Consider the following 16,782-nt stretch of genomic DNA (forward strand, 5'->3'; position numbering starts at 1 on the left):
GGAGGGCACCATGATTCGTCTGATTGTACTGGTGGCCGCCATGGTGGCCGGCCTCATCTTCGGCCCGCAGGCCTCCGGCAACAAGGGCTATGTGCTGATCTCGCTGGGCAACTACACGGTTGAATCTTCGGTCACCAGCGCGGTGATCCTGGCGGTGCTGTTCTACGGTGCCCTGCTCATTGTCGAGTGGCTGCTGGGCCGGGTATTCGGCCTGCGCCGCAAGACGCTGGGCTGGTACGGCTCGCGCCGGCGCCGCAAGGCCAACCAGCAGACCGTGGCCGCCACCCTGGCCATGGCCGAGGGGCACTACAGCCAGGCCGAGAAGCTGATGCTCAAGGGCGCCAGCAACAGCGACACTCCGCTGCTCAACTACCTGAGCGCCGCCAAGGCGGCCCAGGCCCGTGGCGATGACGTGCGCCGGGACCAATACCTGCAAAAGGCGCAGGAGGAGAACCCCAAGGCCGAGCTGGCGCTGACCCTGACCCAGACCCAGCTGCAGATCGAGCAGGGCCAGTACGACACCGCGCTGGCCATGCTGGAATCCGTCTATGCCCTCAACCCGCGCCACCCCATGGTGCTGGACCAGCTGCGCCAGGTGCACCTGGCCCGCGAGGACTGGGCTGCCCTCATCGACCTCATCCCGGTGCTGCACAAGGTGGGCAAGCTGACCCCCAAACAGGAAGAGGATCTGCTGCAGCAGGCCTGGCGTGGTCGCCTGAACGCCGCCAGCGGCGCCCTCGAGACCCTGCGCCCGATCTGGCAGGAGCTGCCGCGCAAGCTGCGCCAGGATCCAGATCTGCTGGCCGCCTATGGCGATCGCCTGCGCCAGCTGGGGGCCGACAATGAAGCCGCCGAGCTGTGGCTGGATGCACTGCGCAAGCAGGTCTCGCCCCAGCTGCTGGCCCGTCTGCCCAAGCTCAAGCTCGACAGCTACCAGCCGATGCTGACCCTGCTGCAGAAGATCCAGGATCAGCCTGGCGTCGACGCGGCGCTGGCCCAGGTCTACCTGCTGGCCGGTCAGCTGGACGACGCCCAGCACCTGCTGGAGCAGGAGGTCGCGAAAGCGCCGAACGCCGCCGTCTACCACGCCCTCGGTCAGGTAATGGACAAGCGCCGCCTCACCAACAAGGCAAACGAGTACTACCGCCAGGCATTGCAGCTGGCCGACGTCTAATACCAGTTCGTCGCGAAATAAAAAGAGGCCGCAGTTGCGGCCTCTTTTTATTGGGATTGTTCCGAATGGCTGCTCTCCCTGCTCCCCTCGCGGGAGAAGGGTCGGGGATGAGGGGGAACCAGCAACCCCCCTCACCCACCTTCATCCCGAGGGAGAGGGTCAGCCTCAGGCCGTCATTCGCTCCAGTTCACCGATGAGCCAGATAGCCTCCTCCCGGTGATAGCCGCACACGTCCTGCATGGGACGAAAGCCGCCGCACACCGCCGGCCGCTCGGGCTGGCCGAAAATCTTGCAGCCCAGCCGCGCATCGAGCTGCACGCAGGGCACGCCGGCCGGTTTGCCGTCGGGCATGCCGGGAATGGCACTGCTGATACTGGGGGCGATGCAGCAGGCACCGCAACCTTGACGACATTCCATGTAATGCTTTCCTCGGCAGGGCGAACCAGTTTAGCAAAGGGCGGGGATTTTCTTCACTGTTATCCCGGCCCCGCCATGAAATAGTGTCCTTGCAAGCAGACAACAAAAAGCCCGACAGCGTCGGGCTTTTCAGGCGGTACCATGGGGGTTGCCCCGCGTGCATCCTGATTAGAGGATGATGTCTCGTACCACGCTGTCTTTGCGATCCAGGAAGTGGATCGACTTGATGCGGCGGATGGTCCGCGATTTGCCACGGATCAGCAGGGTCTCGGTGGTCGCCATGACGCCGTCACTGGTGATGCCGTCCAGCAGATCACCCTTGGTGATGCCGGTGGCCGAGAAGATGACGTTGTCATTCTTGGCCAGGTCTTCCAGCTTGAGCACCTTGCTCACGTCGATGCCGAGCGCCTCGCAGCGGGCAATTTCCTGCTCGCCCAGCGCACGCACTTCCGGGCTGTCACCCTTGACCTGGTGACGGGGCACCAGGCGGGCCTGCATGTCACCGTCCAGCGCACGGATCACTGCCGCCGAGATCACCCCTTCCGGCGCGCCGCCGATGCCATACAGCATGTCCACTTCGCTGTCCGGCAGACAGGTGAGGATGGAGGCAGCCACGTCGCCGTCGGGAATGGCGAACACCCGCACACCCAGCCCCTGCATCTCCTTGATCGCCTTGTCGTGACGCGGCTTGGCCAGGGTGATCACGGTCAGGCGGGAGAGCGGCTTGCCGAGCGCCTTGGCTACGGCCTTGAGGTTCAGCTCCAGCGCCTGATCGAGGTCGATGGCACCCTTGGCCTTGGGACCCACGATCAGCTTCTCCATGTACATGTCGGGGGCCTTGAGGAAGGAACCCTTGTCGCCGACGGCCAGCACGGCCAGGGCATTAGCCTGACCCATGGCGGTCATGCGGGTACCCTCGATGGGATCGACCGCGATGTCCACCGCGTCGCCCAGACCCGTGCCCACCTTCTCGCCGATGTAGAGCATAGGGGCTTCGTCAATTTCACCCTCGCCGATCACAATCTCACCATCGATCTGGATCTGATTGAGGATATGGCGCATGGCCGCAACGGCCGCCCCATCGGCGATATTCTTGTCACCACGTCCGAGCCACTTGTAGCCAGCCAGTGCAGCCGCTTCCGTCACTCGGGAAAACTCGATTGCCAGTTCACGTCTCATCGCATATCCAACCTTTGGAGCTCGAAAACGGGCGGCATTCTACCACAAGGGCAAACCTTTGCGCGCAAAAGTGGCGGTTCGTCACACAAAACACGGCCCTTTCACCAATTTGACATCAAACCGCCACCGACACTTCACGAGAGTGTCACCCCGCTGTCATCCCCCCTGCCTAGCATGGCCCCCGTCTTTTACAACAAAGCTTGCAACACAAGGGATTAAGATGAAAAAGCTGACTGTAGTGGCACTGGCTCTCACCGCGGCCTTCCAGGCTCACGCCGTTGAAGTTTACAAGAATGACACCACCACCCTGGATCTGTACGGCCGCATCTACGCCGGCCAGTTCTTCGGTGACAAGAAGGAAGGGGTCGACAGCACCCATCCGAACGGGACTCAGGAGTACAGCGACAAGCAGGGCGCCAACCAGTTCGTCCGCTTCGGCGCCAAGGTCGACAGCCAGATCAACAGCCAACTGAAGGCGCTGGCCCAGTACGAAGTGCAGATGTACATCAACGACAGCGAGAAGACCATCAGCGAGAACTCCGACAACCTGCGTACCCGTCTGGCGTTCGCCGGTGTTGGCGCCGACTGGGGCAACATCACCTTCGGTCGCCAGAAAGGGGCTCCGGGTTTCCTGGCTGACTGGACCGACGTTTCTCTCTCCGACGGTTACGGCAACGACGCGCTGGGTGCCAAGACCGACACCTTCGCCACCAACCGTGCCGGTTCCGTGCTGAAGTACTCCGGTCTGTTCAACGGCTTCCAGGTAGACACCAGCTACAAGTTCGACGGCGGTGACACCGAAGAGACCACCAGCAAGGACAGCGATGCAGCCTACGGCGCCGCCGTGGCCTACACCTTCCCGTTCAACCTGGCGCTGGGCACCGCCTACAACGTGGGGATCCGCGACAAGAACGGGGAAGAAGATGCCAAGCTGTGGCTGCTCTCCGCCAAGTACGACAACAAGGCCGTCTACGCCGCCCTGAGCTATGCGGACGGCACCGACTTCCTGGCCACCGGCAAGGATCACACCGGCTGGGAAGGGGCGCTGGGCTACAACTTCGAGAACGGCTTCGGCCTGATGGCGCTGTGGAACAAGCAGAAGGTAGAGCAGGACGGCAAGGCCGACTATGACTCCATCGACTACTACACCCTGGGCGCCCAGTACAAGTTCAACAAGAACCTGCGCGTCATCGGCGAGTACCGCATCAACAACCTCGACAGCAAAGAGAGCGGCAAGCTCAACGTCAAGGATGACTTCCAGCTGGCGGCCCGCTACGACTTCTAAGTCGGGCCCCTCTGCACTGCGCGCGCCGGCTGATGCCGGCGCGCTCTTTTGCATCCGCGTCGGCGTGCCCTGCTCCCCATGATCTAGGCTCAACAGAACCACGACGAGGAGATCATCATGCCGCTACGCCTGCTCATCTGCTGCTGTCTGCTCTGCGCCCTGCCCGTCCAGGCGCTGACCATCGCCATGGTGCTGTGGCGCGGCGAAACGGACGCCGAACGCGGCTTTCGCGACGAGCTGAACCGGCTCGATCATCACCCCACCTTCGTCACCTTCAACGCCAATCAGGACAGAACCGCGCTGGCCACCCTGCTGCGCCAGCAACTGCTGCCCTCCCTCGCCGACTACGACTACATCTACTGCTTCGGCACCACCGCCACGGCCATGGTCAAGAGCCTGGTGGGCAACCGCAAACCGCTGATTTTCAGCATAGTGTCCGACCCCGTCGGGGCCGGATTCCTGTCCGACGACAAGACGGAAAACCAGATGGTGGCCGGCACCAGCAACATGGTGCCGATGGCGCTGCAGCTCGCCAACGCCCGCCGCTATCTGCCCGCTGGCAAGGGGCTGCTGCTGCCATTCAACCCGCGCGAGCAGAACACCCTGTTGACCGGCGAGCTGCTGCTGCGCGAAGCCCGTCGCTACCAGTGGGAGCTCACCACCTGGCGCATCGCGCCGGACAAGCGGCGGCTGGCCAGCGAACTCAAGCGACTGCAGCACGACGCCAAAGAGAGCATCGTGTTTCTCGCCGCCGACAGCTACCTGCTCTCCATCGCCCCCGAGCTGCTGGCCGCCCTCAACGAGGCAGGCATTCCCACCATCTGCAGCGCCGAGCTCTATGTCGAGCACGGCTGCACCGTCGGCACCATCAGCAGCTATCGGGCCCTCGGCCAGATGGCGGCCAACATCATCCACCGCAACCTGCAGGGCACCTCGCTGCAGGATATCCCGCTGCAGACCGACCCGGCTCCGCGGCTGGTACTGGGCAAGCAGCTGGCCAAGGTCGCCCCCTCTGCCGCCGACCACTGAGCCCTCATCCCCCTTCTTCCCTCCTCCCGTCACCTTGCCGACAGGGCGCCCTGTCGGCGGTGGCGAGCCATCCGATACCCAGTCCCATCGCCAAAACATGTTTCTATTGCACAGCTAATGAAAATCAATATCATTAGCATCCTCCAAAATGGGAGAAAACAAAATAATTACAAATAAATCAATAAGTTCAGACCATCAGGTCGCTTCTTCAAGAGTCAACACGCAACATGCACACACCTCACCACCCGCGCACTCTGCTGAGTGTCGCCCTGCTGGCCCTGAGCGCCGGCGCACACGCCGAAGACGAGACCATGACAGTGGTCGGCAAGCGCAGCCAACATGAAGAGGTCGCCACCGCGACCCGCACCAACACCCCGGCCAAGCTGGTGCCGCAGGCCATCGACAGCGTCAAGGCCAGCGAGCTGACCGCCTTTGGCCAGCCCACCCTGAGCGAGGCGCTGACCGGCATCCCCGGCGTCAACGCCAGCGGTGACACCCGCTTCGATGGCGTAAACATCCGCGGCTTCAGCGCCAGCAACGACTTCTATCTGGACGGCTTTCGCGACGACATGCAGTACACCCGCGACCTTGGCAACACCGAGCGGGTCGAAGTGCTCAAGGGACCGGCGGCGGTGCTCTATGGCCGTGGCAGCACCGGCGGCATCGTCAACCGGGTCAGCAAGAAGCCGCAGAAGGGGCTGGAGTCCAGCGTCAGCGCCCAGGTTGGCAGCTTCGACAGTCGCCGGCTGGCCGCCGACCTCAACGGCGAAGCGGGTGAACAGGTGCAGGTGCGCCTCAACCTGGCTCAGGAAGACAAAGAGAGCTTTCGCAACGGCGTGACCAGCAAGCGCACCTTGCTGGCCCCCTCCGTCAACTGGGAGATCAGCGACAAGCTGAACTGGCTGCTGCAGTACGAGCGCAACGAGCACGACCGCACCCCGGATCGCGGCATCCCCGGCGTCAACGGCCGGCCGGCCGACGTGCCGAAGGAGTATGTCTACAGCGACACCCGCCGCGACTTCATCGACGATGTGGCCCAGTCCACCCGCTCACGCTTTACCTGGGACATCAACGATCAGTGGCAACTGCGCCAGCAGCTGGGCTACACCAGCCTCGACAGCCAGTTCGACAACACCTATGTCACCAGCGTGAAGGGGGATCAGGTGACCCGCTCCCGCTGGCAACAGGATCTCAAGGCCAACAGCCTGATCAGCAACACCGAGGCCGAAGGCCAGCTGCAGACCGGCCCTGTCGAGCACCGTCTGCTGGTGGGCTTCGAGCAAAACTGGCAGGAGCGCACCCCCAAGCTCTACCAGAACGCCACCGCGATCCCGGCCGGCAACCTCTATGATCCGGGCTCCTTGCCCACCTACGACGGCGCCATGAAGCTCTCCAGCGACGCCAACCACAAGGTGCGTGGCTACGGCCTCTATGTGCAGGATCAGCTCAGCCTGGGCGACTGGCACCTGCTGGCGGGTCTGCGCCGCGATGACTTCACCGTCACCAGCCGCCGCAACGACCTCAACAAGGAGGAGACCGTCTCGGTCACCAGCCTGAGCCCGCGTCTGGGTCTGGTGTGGAACCCGATCGAGGAGCACGCCTTCTACGCCTCCTACAGCAAGACCTTCACCCCGGTGGGCGGCGAGCTGATCGGCATCACCCCAGGCGACAAGAACAACAATCTGGATCCCCAGCACACCCGGCTGTACGAAGGCGGCGTGAAGAGCGACTGGCTGGATGGCCGCCTGGCGACCACCCTCTCCCTCTACCGGCTGGAGATGTACAACAAGCGCAGCAAGGATCCGCTGGATCCCACCAAGGTGATCCTCACCGGTCTGCAGCGCACCGAGGGGATCGAGCTGAGCGCCCGCGCCCAGCTGACCGACGAGCTCTACCTGCGCGGCGGCATCGCCATCCAGGATGCCGAGCAGGTCAAGGCGGACGCCGATCTGCAAGGCAAGCGGCCGATGAACGTCTCCCGCCAGAACGGCGAGCTGTTCGCCGGCTATCAGAGTGGCAAGCAGGGCTGGTTCGGCGAGACCGGGGTGACCGCGGTGGGCGATCGCTTCGCCGACAACGCCAACACCACCACCCTGCCCGGTTACGCCCGCTTCGACGCCCGTGCCGGCTACCGCTGGCAGCAGTGGGAAACCCAGCTGAGCGTGGAGAACCTGACCGATCACGACTACTTCGTCAGCGCCACCAGCGCCTCCCAGATCATGCCGGGCACACCCCGTCAGCTGCATCTGAGCGCCGCCTACCGCTTCTGATCCCCGCCTTGTCCCGATCCCTCTGGCCAGCTTCCGCTGGCCAGATTTTTATGAAGCACCGAGCGATGAAACGCAGAAAACTCCCCCTGCACAACAACAAATGGGTGCGCCGCATCCACGCCTGGGCCGGCTTTGCCACCCTCACCCTGATGCTGCTCTACGGCCTCACCGGCCTTTGGCTGCAACACAGGGCCGTGCTGCCGCTGCCCGGCCCCCACACCGAAAAGTCCAGCGAAGAGATAGTGCTGAGCGCGCCGCTGACCAGCCCGGACGAGCTGAAAAGCCTGCTGCAACAACGCTATCCAGCAGGATTCGAGGAGGGGCGCGTCCAGCTCACCCCGCCCCAGACCCTGCCCACCCCCGACGGCCCGCTCACCCTGCCGGCCCGCTGGGAGATGCGCGGCGTCACCCTGAGCGAAAGCGTGGCCGCCAGCTATGTGGCGGGCACATTGCTGGTGCGCACCGAACTGCAGCAGGCCAACTTTGCCGCCAGCCTCAACCGGCTGCACCGTGGCATGGGCACCGGCCTGCCGTGGCAGCTGGTGGGGGATCTGGCGGCGCTGGCCATGCTGCTGCTGGCCCTCACCAGCCTGCTGATGTGGAACAAGCTGCACGGCCCGGCCGCGCGCGGCATCGCCCTGCTGCTGCTGGGCGCCCTGGTTACCGTGCTGGTGGCCCTGCTCTAGCGCCTTTACCGACGGCAAAACGGGATCTGTCTCTCGGCGGCGGTAACCTTGCCCGTACCTCGGGTAACAAAGGGTAACCGGCCGCCGATGGGGGTCACAGTTGCCGGCCTGGCGGCTGGATGAGGATCGCCTGCGGCTGCTAGGGTGCGCCCTCAACCCAAGCGGCAAGAGGCAGCATGCGCATCTCCAGCATCGAATGCGGACGGGTGGTGGCCATCATGGCGGTGATGGCCATTCACCTCTCCCCCTTCAGCAACCCCTTCGACCCCACCCTGTGGGACGGCACCCTCTACTTCTGGCTCGGGGGCGTCATCAACCAGCTCTGCCGCTTCGCGGTGCCGCTGTTCTTCCTCTGCGCCGGCTACTTTCTGCAGCCCGCTCTCGCCGCAGGCCACTCCCTGACGGTGGCGCTGCGCTACTGCCGTCCGCTGCTGGGGCTCTGGCTGGCGTGGAGCCTGCTCTACGTGCTGCTCCCCTTCAACCCGCTCGCGGCGGTGAGCGAGGGCTATCTGCCGGCCATGGCAAGCCAGTGGCAGATGCAGCTGGGGGATCCGCTCAACGTCTGGTGGGTGGGCGGCATGATCCACCTCTGGTTCCTGCCCGCCCTGATACTGGCGGTGCTGATCCTGGCGCTCTGCCAGCAGGCCCGTCTGCCCCGGCTGGCCCTGCTGCTGGGCGCTCTGCTCTACGGGCTGGCCCTGCTCGGCGGCTCCTATGGCCCGCCGCTGCTGGGGGGCGAGTGGGCCCTGCTGACCCGCAATGGCCCCTTCTTCTCACTGCTGTTCGTGGCCCTCGGCGCCGAGCTGCGCCTGCGCGCCTGGCAGCCGGATGCCAGGCGCTGCGCCCTGCTGATGATGGCGGGGATGGGGCTCTACGCTCTGGAGGCCGCAGGGCTGCTGCGCTTTGCCGCCGTGCCCCTCAACCGCCACGACTTTCTGCTCGGCTCCCTGCCCTGGGCGCTGGGGCTGTTCGGCCTGCTGCTGGCCAACCCGGGCTGGGGCCGGGGCAGCTGGCTCGAACGCCAGGCCCCCAAGGTGCTGGGCCTCTACTGCCTGCACATGATGCTGGTGGTGTGGCTGATGATCTTCGGCCCGCAGGGCAAGCAGGTGTGGTGGGAGCTGCTGAAGGTGCCGGCGCTGCTGGCGCTCTCCCTGCTCGGCTACCGGTTGCTGGCGCTGGGGGCGGCCAGCCGCTGGCTGCTGCGGGCCCGCTGAGGGGAACAGGGGATGGGAGGGAGGCCGATCCCTCCCCACTCAAGCCTGAATGGAGGGTTCAATTTTTATTCATCGCAGATAGATAAACTCCGGGTCTCCTTAAACGCAACACCCAGGAGTCACGACCGTATGAAGTTGCTCACCAAGATGCTGTTCACCAAGCAATCCGGCCTTGTCCTCGTTCTGCTCGCCGCCAGCGGCTCCCTCAGCGCCGCCCAGATCGCCAACAACAACATCACCGAAGCCGAGATCAAGGCCGCGCAGGATGCCTGGGGCAAGGCCCTGATCCAGATCAGCGACGACTACCGCAGCGGCGGCATCGACAAGGCCAGCGCCACCGCCACCGCCGTGCTCGACGGCGCCTACGGCTACCACCATGGCCCCGTGCTGTTCAAGCCGACCCTGGCCGGCGGCGAACAGACCTTCCGCATCAATCAGGAAGGGGCGCTGGCCTACTTCGTCGGCAACAATCAGGCCTATCCCGCCGACACCGGCTTCGCCCTCAAGAACTGGCAGAGCTACAACTACGACAACGCCGCCGTCTACATCAACGGCGACATGGCCCTCACCATGGGCAAGGTGCACCTGACCGACCGAGACAACAAGCAGACCACGGTCGACAAGACCTGGGGCTTCAAGAAGGGCGACGACGGCAAGGTACGCATCGTGCTGCACCACTCCTCCCTCCCCTACGCCGGCTAAAGGCAACAGGCAACAGGCGACCTGCGGGTCGCCTGTTTTGTTATGGGGGTAGCACTTTGGCCACTCGCCGGGTGACGACCGGGCCTATGCTGCTACCATGCCTCCCTTGTGATGATTCCAGACGAGACACCCATGCAGATCCGCCCCTTCACCCCGGCCGACACCGAGGCCGTCCTCGCCATCTGGCTGGAGGCCTCCCTGCAGGCCCACCACTTCATCGAGCCTGCCTACTGGCACGCCAACCTGGCGCCGATGCGGGAGATCTATCTGCCCGCCGCCGACAGCCAGCTGATCTGCCTGGGTGAGCAGGTGCTGGGCTTCTACTCCCTGCACGAGGGCTCCCTGGCCGCCCTCTTCGTGGCCCCCGCACGGCAAGGGCAAGGGCTGGGCAAGGCCCTGCTCGAGCACGCCAAACAGCAGTTGCCGACTCTGCGGCTGCAGGTCTATCAGCAGAACCGGACCGCATGCGACTTCTATCGCGCGCAAGGGTTTCAGGTGGCGGCCGAGGGCGTAGATCCTCACACCGGCTGCGCCGAGTGGGTGATGATCTGGCCGGCGCGGGATTAACCGGGCTCGCCGAGATGGGATTCGTCGCGGGCCGCCCCCGTTTCGCTCTGCGCCAGCAGGTCGCCGTGGCTCAGCGCGAAGTCGTGCATCTGCTGAAGCAGGGGGAGCAGGGCGATGCCAAGCGGGCTCAGGCTGTACTCCACCCGGGGCGGCACGTCGGGGTAGAGAGTGCGGATGACAACGCCGTCGCTCTCCAGCTCCTTGAGCTGGGCGGTGAGCACCTTCTGGCTCACCTCGGGCAGGCTGCGGCGCAGGTCGCCAAAGCGCAGGGTCTGCGCACGCAGATGAAACAGGATGGCCGGTTTCCATTTGCCGGCCAGCAGGCGCAGCACCCGGTAGGCGGGACAGGGCAGTGAGGACAAGGGATGGCTCGCAAGTGGTTACTTTGCGGTAACTATGCCACGAAAATGTGCCTTCTTGCAGCCAAGATGCCGGCTTCCTATGATGCGGGCTCCGTCATTCAACGCCCACGAGAGGTTCACCATGCCCAGCCTGCTGCAGATCCATTTCAACTTCCCCACCGAGCTGATGGGGCTGGCCCTCACCGCTGCGGCCATGCCGCTGGCCGAGTCCATCACCCAGGAGGCGGGCTTCATCTCCAAGATCTGGACCGAAAACCCGCGCACCGGCGAGGCGGGCGGCATCTATATGTTCGAGGATGAGGCCAGCGCCCTCGCCTACGCCACCATGCACGAGCAGCGGGTGCTCGCCATGGGCGCCAGCGCGGTGCAGTTCAAGCTGTTCGACGTCAACGAACCGCTCAGCCGCCTCACCCGCGGTCTGGTGTGATCCCCTCAAGCAACAAGCGGTAGCAACTATCCTGCTGCCAGACAAAGCCCAGCCGCCGAAACAGCCGCTGGCTGGGCAGATTGTCCGGCTCGATATCCGCCACTAGGGTGGCGATGCCGAGCTGGCGGGCATAGGCGATCAGGGCCGTCAACGCCTCTGCCATCCATCCCTCTCCCCAGTGGCTGCGAGCCAGCATGCAGCCCACCTCTGCCTGGCGCAAACCAGCCTCCCCCGCAAAGCTGTGCAGACCGCAGGTGCCGATCAGGCGCTCGCTGTCGCGCGCCACCAGCCCCCACTCCAGCGACTCGCCGGCGGCCAGCAACCGCTCGACGCTTGCCAGCATCTGCGCCACGGTGGCGAGGGAGGGAAACGGCGGCTCGCCGACGAAACGCATGACCTCGGAGTCCCCATAGATGGCGAACAGATCGGCACTGTCTTCAGCATCAAACGCCCGCAGCAGCAGCCGCGGGGTCGACAGCGAGGGCAGTGTACGAGGCAGGGGCAGCAAGTCGCTGCGGTGCAAGGAGCTCAAAACCGCAGGGTCAGGCCGATATTGGCCTGCCACTGGGTCACCAGCTCGCCGCGCACCTTGAACACGCACTGGTCCGGGTTGCAGAGAAACTGGCTGTTGTCGTTGACCAGCGAGCCGTAGCCGCGCACCTCGGCCCGCAGCGCCAGATGTTCGGTCAGGCGCGGCTGCACCCCGAGCGCCAGCGACATGGAGGGGGCCACCTCGCTGTCGTAGGCGGCAAAGCGGGTCGCGCCGATCCCGGCGCCGATGTAGGGGGCCATCAGGTTGTCCGACAGGGTGAGTGCCCCGGCGAAGTGGAGGGTGTCCACCGTCAACCGATCCGGCTGATCGGGGGAGAGGCGGGTGGACTGGTGGCTGTAGAGCAGCTCTATCATGCCGGGGTCATCCACCTCCTTGCTGATGAACAGGCCCCAGCTGCCGGAGCGCTCCCCCTGCAAGGACTCCAGCCGGGTGGCGACAGGCGTCGGTTTGGGGTCGTCATTGGCCTCGAAGTCGATAGCCGAGCTGTAGCCGAAGAACGGCGTCACCTGCCAGCCGAGGGCGGCCTCCCCCTCGGTGCTCCAGGCCTGCCCCAGCGGCAACAACAGCCCCATCATCATGATCCCTGCTCGTTTCATCACGGCTCCTCCGTGCGCTGCATCAGTGCCCGTCAAGCATATCAGAGCCCACTGGCCCCCATCCTAAACCCGGCCTGTATCAAGCGATTTTCAGCGGGGAGATCACACTCTGTCGCCATCACCGGCAGCCTGCCGGTCAGACGGCACATCCGCGCCTGCGGTTATTCATCCCGGATTAACCTGTGCCACGTATGCTGGCGCGCAATCGGCTCATGGTGAGCCGGTTCAACTCACCAGAAGGACATCAGGGAATGGTTGCCGCGCAACTCAACGACCCCCAGAACAAGCTTTCCGATACCCTGCGGGCTACCGCCCACGCCATCGAGGATAGCCATATCAGCCTGCGCCAGATGCTGGCCCTGGTCGGCGAACAGGGCATGCTGCTGTTTTGCGTGCTGCTCACCGTGCCCTTCCTGCTGCCGGTCTCCATCCCCGGCGTCAGCACTCCGTTTGGCCTGTTGATCCTGTTCATCGGCATCGGCATCACCCTCAACCGGGTGCCCTGGCTGCCCGCCATCCTGATGGAGCGCCGCTTCGCCGCCGAGCAGCTCAAGCCGACCCTGCACAAGGGGGCGGATCTGCTGGCCCGCATCGATCGCTTCATCCGCCCGCGCCTGCTGCTGTTGACCGGCAGCAGTACCATCAACCGCTGCAACGGCCTGCTGATCATGCTGGCGGCCCTGCTGCTGATGCTGCCGCTCGGGGCCATCCCCTTCACCAACGCCATGCCGGCCTGGGCCATCCTGCTGCTGGCCATCGGCATGCTGCAGCGCGACGGCCTGTTCGTCGCCAGCGGCTACCTGCTGGTGAGCGCCACCCTGGTCTGGTTCAGCGCCCTGGCCATCGGCCTGCTGATGGCCGGCCAGAGCGTCTCCACCCTGCTCGGTTAACGGCAACACCAAGAAAAAGGGCGACCCATGGGTCGCCCTTTTTGACTTGTGCGGGATCCGCCGTCACAGCAGATCGTAGATAAGGGCCGAGATGGCCAGCAGCCCGATCACCAGCACGAAGAGGGTACTCGCCCCGCGATAACGCTTGAGGGCGGGCAGACGATAGATGGAGCAGGCCGGCAGCAGGAACAGGATCACCGCGATGAGCGGCCCGCTCACCTTCTCGATGATCTCCAGCACGTTCGGGTTGAGGTAGGTAATCACCCCGGTCACCACGAACAGGATGACCGACGAGACCCGTGCTATGGTCGCTTCACGCAGCGACAGCCCCAGCCCCTGACAAGCACCATTTACCATGCTCACCGTCCCCTCGCTCACCCCCATGGAGGTACCGAGGAAGGATTTGGACATGGCCAGAATGGCGATGAGCGGCCCCACGTAGGCGATCAGCGGATTGGAGAACTTGTTCGCCAGCGCCGACAGCACCGAAATATTGTCGATGCGGGCCTGCGCCATCTCGACCTGACTCAGGCTCATCACGCAGCTCACCACGAAGAACAGCACGCTGCCGCAAATCAGCAGGCTGCTGCACTTGATGATCCGCTTGGCGCGCTGGTCGGCGCTCGCCTGACAGCGCTTCTTCTGCGCCGCACTGAAGGAGGAGATGATGGGCGCGTGGCTGAACGAGAACACCATCACCGGCACGATCAGCCAGAGGGATTTCCAGAACGCCGGGTCGCGCCAGTCCACCCCCTGACTCTCGCTGAAGTAGGAGAGGCTCCACTGGGGCAGCAGATAGATGGAGAGGCCGATGAGGAAGGCAACCATCGGCAGGGCCAGCACGCTGATGGCCGACACCACGATCTGCTTGCCCGCCAGCAGCACCAGGTGCAGACCCAGCATCACCCCCAGCACCAGCAGGCCGCGCGGGATCTCGGCATTGCCCAGCTGGTGCACCACAAAGCTCTGGATCGCGTTGGTGATGGAGATGCTGTAGACCAGAATGATGGGGTAGAAGGCCATCAGATAGACCAGCATCAGCAGCTTGCCTGCCCGCGCACCGAAGTGCTCTTCCACCACGTGGGTAATATCCCCTTCCCGGTGGGAGCTGGATAATACAAAACGACTCAATGCCCGATGGGAATAATAAGAAAGCGGAAATGCCATCAATAATATAAATAGCAAAATAACCGGCGAATTACTGCCAACGGTAATTGGGAGAAACAATGTACCGGCACCGACCGCAGTGGCATATAAGCCCATGGTCCATACCGAATCACTTTTCTCCCATTTCAACTTTGATGCGGGATTACTCTTTTCAGCAATAGCAACACTCATTGCGATATACACCTTATTAATCTGTCATCTTTTATTTTATTGGCCCGTGTAATTAGGCTGGTGATATGCAGCGGCATATCGACCGGATCGTAGAAAAAACAAGCCCGCCTGCGATCAACATGATCACCAAGAGAAAACGGGGATGCCACGCTACCATCGTTGAAATCGCCATAAAGGTCAAGGTTAATAATTCATGACTGTTTGAATCGGATTGTTTCAAAAGGAAATAAGATGTGTCATTTCGGCCTCAAGATAATCAATTCAGCTCCGTCTGGTAACATAACGACAAAACCTCGATGAGTTGTTCAACAGCTTGAATAAGGCCAGAGAGTGGCCCGTTAATATTAACAGCATCAGCCTATAAATATCAGTTAATTATGCAGCGAACTGTGCCCGCAGCGCCTGATATATCCATGCCGGGCTGGCCGCCATATATAAGAGGGTCGCCGGCCCCGGTTTTACCCCTGATCGCCGGTTGCCACCGGGCAGTGGGCGACCCGGTTGCGCCCCGCCCGCTTGGCCCGATAGAGCCACTCGTCGGCGCGGGCCAGCGCTTGATTGATCTCCTCCCCCGGCCGCACCAGGGTGGTGCCCAGGCTGACGGTAAAGGCCGCCGGATCTGCCGGCAACGCCGCCACGGCCGCCCGGATCCGCTCCGCCAGCGCCAGCAGATCCGGCTCGCTCATGCCGGGCAGCAGGATCAGGAACTCCTCGCCGCCGCTGCGCACGAACAGATCGTCCGCCCGCAGCTGGGCGGCCACGCAAGCGCAGAAGCGCTGCAGCGCCCGATCACCCTGCTGATGGCCGAAGCGATCGTTGATCTGCTTGAAGTGGTCGATATCCAGCATCACCAGCGCGCAGGGAGCTTCCCCCGCCCGCCGCTGCCGGCAGTGCTCGAAGAAATAGCGGCGGTTGTAGAGGCCGGTCAGCTGGTCGGTTTCGCTCTGCAGCTTGAGCCGCTGCTGCAACTCGTACTGGCGGGTGATGTTGCGGGTCACCCAAGCCACCGCCCGCTTGCCGTCGTAGCGGGAGGGCAGCGGCGCAATCTTGCCCTCGAAGTGCTGCATCCCCTGCGGCCCGACCGAGGCGTCGATCCCCTCCACCTCCACCGCCGCCAGTTCGTACTCCACCACCTGCACCTGGCCCGAATCCAGCGCCAGGGTCACCTGCTCCATCACCCAGCGGGTCATGGCGGCGGGCAGTACATCGGCCAGCCGCTTGCCCGTCAGCGGGTTGCCATCCTGGTAGGATTGCTGCTCCACCCCGCCGATGTATTCGATGTAGTAGCCATCCTCGCTCAGGATGAAAACGGGGTCGGGCAGCTGGGCCATCACTTCATATAGTTGCTTGACCGAAAGAGCCATGCGGTTTCCTTGGATCCGGAGGACGAGAGGCGCACACCGGGCTGGCGCCTGCCCCAATTATCGTGCCGGGAATGGCGCCGAGCCAGCGAGGGATCCCGCCATTCATGGATGCGCATCAAGCAATGCGGGAAAATAGCGCTTGCCCCGCCCCTCTTCGCTCAAAAGAGCAGCGGCGCCCGGATATTCACCCTGCCTCACAGACCGTCGCTGCGCCCGTTGTCTGCGGCGCCCGCATCCATTAGGCTGACCTTCCTGAGTCTGCCACTGATGGCCGACTCACCGACCATCAGCCCCCGGCCAGACAGGCGCCGGCCCCCGGAAAAGGATCGTCCAGATGAAGAGAGTCATAGTGAAAGCCCGCTTCGATGCCATCAGCATCGAGGGAGAACAGCTGACCGTGAAGATAGCCATCCGCGCCCCCGAGCCGGACCCCAAGTCCGCCGGCGGTGACTGGCGCTGCAAGGTGAAGCTGGACGGCCTTGGCAACAAAACCTTCATCTATGGCGTCGATGCCCTGCAGGCCCTCAGCCTCGCCCTCAAGTTCGTGGAGAGCGAGCTGCGCGCCTTCACCGATGCGGGCTGGCACTTCTACCTGCCCGGCTGCCCCGATCACCCGATCGACATGGCCGCCTGCTACTTCCCGCAGTTGTGATGCCGGGTTGCCCGCCCGGCAGGCTGATCGCCATTGAGGTCGGGCAACCACTTGACCGCATTGAGTCTTAACGGTTA

General features: G+C 63.9%; 18 protein-coding genes. 11 read left to right on the forward strand and 7 right to left on the reverse strand.

Translation table 11 applies throughout. The features are described from left to right. The first annotated feature begins 10 nt into the window (after positions 1–10). The gene (locus tag ACB032_RS17760) at positions 11–1,174 is read left to right on the forward strand and encodes a heme biosynthesis HemY N-terminal domain-containing protein (protein WP_371138448.1); all 1,164 of its coding nucleotides are present in this window, start codon (positions 11–13) and stop codon (positions 1,172–1,174) included. 165 nt (positions 1,175–1,339) lie between these two features. On the opposite strand, the gene ACB032_RS17765 is transcribed toward ACB032_RS17760, so the two are convergent. Then, positions 1,340–1,591, reverse strand: a complete 252-nt coding sequence (locus tag ACB032_RS17765; protein WP_016349241.1) for a YkgJ family cysteine cluster protein — start codon at positions 1,589–1,591, stop codon at positions 1,340–1,342. Between the two features lie 168 nt (positions 1,592–1,759). Continuing rightward, positions 1,760–2,770: a class II fructose-bisphosphatase gene (gene glpX / locus ACB032_RS17770; protein WP_016349240.1), complete on the reverse strand. Its 1,011-nt coding sequence runs from the start codon at positions 2,768–2,770 to the stop codon at positions 1,760–1,762. A 220-nt stretch (positions 2,771–2,990) separates the two neighbouring features. On the opposite strand from glpX, the gene ACB032_RS17775 reads away from it, so the two are divergent. The 7 genes from ACB032_RS17775 (at position 2,991) to ACB032_RS17805 (ending at position 10,523) form a co-directional block, all read left to right on the forward strand. Then, positions 2,991–4,055, forward strand: a complete 1,065-nt coding sequence (locus tag ACB032_RS17775) for a porin (protein ID WP_016349239.1) — start codon at positions 2,991–2,993, stop codon at positions 4,053–4,055. 117 nt (positions 4,056–4,172) lie between these two features. Beyond that, on the forward strand, positions 4,173–5,084 hold the full coding sequence (locus tag ACB032_RS17780; protein WP_371138449.1) for an ABC transporter substrate-binding protein: 912 nt from the start codon (positions 4,173–4,175) through the stop codon (positions 5,082–5,084). Between the two features lie 227 nt (positions 5,085–5,311). After that, a complete protein-coding gene (locus tag ACB032_RS17785; protein ID WP_371138450.1) occupies positions 5,312–7,354 on the forward strand; it encodes a TonB-dependent receptor in 2,043 nt (680 codons plus the stop codon). A 65-nt stretch (positions 7,355–7,419) separates the two neighbouring features. Next, the gene (locus ACB032_RS17790) at positions 7,420–8,040 is read left to right on the forward strand and encodes a PepSY-associated TM helix domain-containing protein (RefSeq protein ID WP_371138451.1); all 621 of its coding nucleotides are present in this window, start codon (positions 7,420–7,422) and stop codon (positions 8,038–8,040) included. A 176-nt stretch (positions 8,041–8,216) separates the two neighbouring features. Then, entirely contained in the window at positions 8,217–9,254 is a 1,038-nt protein-coding gene (locus tag ACB032_RS17795) for an acyltransferase family protein (RefSeq protein ID WP_371138452.1), read from the forward strand. A 129-nt stretch (positions 9,255–9,383) separates the two neighbouring features. Next, positions 9,384–9,956 (forward strand): hypothetical protein, encoded by a 573-nt coding sequence (locus tag ACB032_RS17800; protein WP_171282012.1) that lies wholly within the window; start codon positions 9,384–9,386, stop codon positions 9,954–9,956. 132 nt (positions 9,957–10,088) lie between these two features. Further along, on the forward strand, positions 10,089–10,523 hold the full coding sequence (locus ACB032_RS17805; RefSeq protein ID WP_041217688.1) for an N-acetyltransferase: 435 nt from the start codon (positions 10,089–10,091) through the stop codon (positions 10,521–10,523). Here the strand turns inward: ACB032_RS17805 and ACB032_RS17810 are convergent. Next, positions 10,520–10,885, reverse strand: coding sequence for a winged helix-turn-helix transcriptional regulator (locus ACB032_RS17810; protein ID WP_371138453.1), 366 nt, complete (start codon positions 10,883–10,885; stop codon positions 10,520–10,522). The genes ACB032_RS17805 and ACB032_RS17810 overlap by 4 nt on opposite strands. A gap of 121 nt (positions 10,886–11,006) precedes the next feature. On the opposite strand from ACB032_RS17810, the gene ACB032_RS17815 reads away from it, so the two are divergent. Continuing rightward, positions 11,007–11,312 carry a monooxygenase gene (locus ACB032_RS17815; RefSeq protein WP_371138454.1) on the forward strand — a complete coding sequence of 102 codons (306 nt, stop codon included), beginning with the start codon at positions 11,007–11,009 and terminating at the stop codon, positions 11,310–11,312. Here ACB032_RS17815 and ACB032_RS17820 read toward each other — a convergent pair. Further along, on the reverse strand, positions 11,293–11,835 hold the full coding sequence (locus ACB032_RS17820) for a GNAT family N-acetyltransferase (RefSeq protein ID WP_371138503.1): 543 nt from the start codon (positions 11,833–11,835) through the stop codon (positions 11,293–11,295). The two genes, ACB032_RS17815 and ACB032_RS17820, sit on opposite strands and share 20 nt — an antisense overlap. 5 nt (positions 11,836–11,840) lie before the next feature. Then, positions 11,841–12,461 (reverse strand): porin family protein, encoded by a 621-nt coding sequence (locus tag ACB032_RS17825; RefSeq protein ID WP_257689690.1) that lies wholly within the window; start codon positions 12,459–12,461, stop codon positions 11,841–11,843. A 251-nt stretch (positions 12,462–12,712) separates the two neighbouring features. Between ACB032_RS17825 and ACB032_RS17830 the strand changes: the two genes are divergently transcribed. Further along, complete coding sequence (locus tag ACB032_RS17830) at positions 12,713–13,351, forward strand: exopolysaccharide biosynthesis protein (protein ID WP_043167020.1); 639 nt, start codon at positions 12,713–12,715, stop codon at positions 13,349–13,351. 63 nt (positions 13,352–13,414) lie between these two features. Here ACB032_RS17830 and ACB032_RS17835 read toward each other — a convergent pair whose 3' ends face one another. Both ACB032_RS17835 and ACB032_RS17840 read right to left on the reverse strand, forming a co-directional pair. Beyond that, complete coding sequence (locus ACB032_RS17835) at positions 13,415–14,689, reverse strand: amino acid permease (protein WP_371138455.1); 1,275 nt, start codon at positions 14,687–14,689, stop codon at positions 13,415–13,417. A 458-nt stretch (positions 14,690–15,147) separates the two neighbouring features. Beyond that, entirely contained in the window at positions 15,148–16,053 is a 906-nt protein-coding gene (locus ACB032_RS17840) for a sensor domain-containing diguanylate cyclase (protein WP_043125689.1), read from the reverse strand. Between the two features lie 334 nt (positions 16,054–16,387). Between ACB032_RS17840 and ACB032_RS17845 the strand changes: the two genes are divergently transcribed. After that, the gene (locus ACB032_RS17845) at positions 16,388–16,705 is read left to right on the forward strand and encodes a hypothetical protein (protein ID WP_113994656.1); all 318 of its coding nucleotides are present in this window, start codon (positions 16,388–16,390) and stop codon (positions 16,703–16,705) included. Positions 16,706–16,782: the final 77 nt, after the last annotated feature.

Source organism: Aeromonas sp. S5(2024), assembly GCF_041403025.1.
Lineage (GTDB): Bacteria > Pseudomonadota > Gammaproteobacteria > Enterobacterales > Aeromonadaceae > Aeromonas > Aeromonas hydrophila.

Excerpts from the sequence above, each read along its gene's own strand:
- ACB032_RS17800 (WP_171282012.1), top strand. The coding sequence starts at position 9,384 with ATGAAGTTGCTCACCAAGATGCTGTTCACCAAGCAATCCGGCCTTGTC.
- ACB032_RS17785 (WP_371138450.1), top strand. The coding sequence starts at position 5,312 with ATGCACACACCTCACCACCCGCGCACTCTGCTGAGTGTCGCCCTGCTG.
- ACB032_RS17780 (WP_371138449.1), top strand. The coding sequence starts at position 4,173 with ATGCCGCTACGCCTGCTCATCTGCTGCTGTCTGCTCTGCGCCCTGCCC.
- ACB032_RS17815 (WP_371138454.1), top strand. The coding sequence starts at position 11,007 with ATGCCCAGCCTGCTGCAGATCCATTTCAACTTCCCCACCGAGCTGATG.
- ACB032_RS17825 (WP_257689690.1), bottom strand. The coding sequence starts at position 12,461 with ATGAAACGAGCAGGGATCATGATGATGGGGCTGTTGTTGCCGCTGGGG.
- ACB032_RS17805 (WP_041217688.1), top strand. The coding sequence starts at position 10,089 with ATGCAGATCCGCCCCTTCACCCCGGCCGACACCGAGGCCGTCCTCGCC.
- ACB032_RS17790 (WP_371138451.1), top strand. The coding sequence starts at position 7,420 with ATGAAACGCAGAAAACTCCCCCTGCACAACAACAAATGGGTGCGCCGC.
- ACB032_RS17835 (WP_371138455.1), bottom strand. The coding sequence starts at position 14,689 with ATGAGTGTTGCTATTGCTGAAAAGAGTAATCCCGCATCAAAGTTGAAA.
- ACB032_RS17765 (WP_016349241.1), bottom strand. The coding sequence starts at position 1,591 with ATGGAATGTCGTCAAGGTTGCGGTGCCTGCTGCATCGCCCCCAGTATC.
- ACB032_RS17775 (WP_016349239.1), top strand. The coding sequence starts at position 2,991 with ATGAAAAAGCTGACTGTAGTGGCACTGGCTCTCACCGCGGCCTTCCAG.
- ACB032_RS17795 (WP_371138452.1), top strand. The coding sequence starts at position 8,217 with ATGCGCATCTCCAGCATCGAATGCGGACGGGTGGTGGCCATCATGGCG.
- ACB032_RS17760 (WP_371138448.1), top strand. The coding sequence starts at position 11 with ATGATTCGTCTGATTGTACTGGTGGCCGCCATGGTGGCCGGCCTCATC.
- glpX (WP_016349240.1), bottom strand. The coding sequence starts at position 2,770 with ATGAGACGTGAACTGGCAATCGAGTTTTCCCGAGTGACGGAAGCGGCT.
- ACB032_RS17845 (WP_113994656.1), top strand. The coding sequence starts at position 16,388 with ATGAAGAGAGTCATAGTGAAAGCCCGCTTCGATGCCATCAGCATCGAG.
- ACB032_RS17830 (WP_043167020.1), top strand. The coding sequence starts at position 12,713 with ATGGTTGCCGCGCAACTCAACGACCCCCAGAACAAGCTTTCCGATACC.
- ACB032_RS17840 (WP_043125689.1), bottom strand. The coding sequence starts at position 16,053 with ATGGCTCTTTCGGTCAAGCAACTATATGAAGTGATGGCCCAGCTGCCC.